Annotated in this window: 1 pseudogene; it reads left to right on the top strand. The window is 47.1% G+C overall.

What is annotated here, in order from left to right:
• Positions 1-43 precede the first annotated feature (43 nt).
• A pseudogene (locus AB4512_RS20975) lies at positions 44-312 on the top strand (hypothetical protein); the annotation flags it as partial.

Genomic DNA, 312 nt, shown 5'->3' with positions numbered 1-312 from the left:
ATCTTGCCTCCTTTAGTATGCGTGTTCTTCAAGGAGGCATTTCATGCAACGTATTATTCTTATCGGATTAGCTACTCTTCTCACGGCTTGTGCTAGTCAACCTGCAAAAGACACTTCTCAAAAAGTGGCTCAAACGGAATCCGTTTCCACATTCTATGACTACCAGTTCGCTTCTCCACAAGGCGAAACACTTTCTCTCGATGCATTACCCGAGCAGCTGATTGACGCTGATGTGGTTCTAATTGGCGAATGGCACACGCATTCTGCCATTCACCGCTTCCAAACCGACTTCTTAAAAGCGCGCCGCAACGC

Source organism: Vibrio sp. 10N.222.52.B7, from assembly GCF_041474275.1.
Lineage (GTDB): Bacteria > Pseudomonadota > Gammaproteobacteria > Enterobacterales > Vibrionaceae > Vibrio > Vibrio crassostreae_C.
The sequence above is the reverse complement of the archived record's forward strand: the minus strand, read 5'-3'. Positions and strand labels throughout refer to the sequence as shown.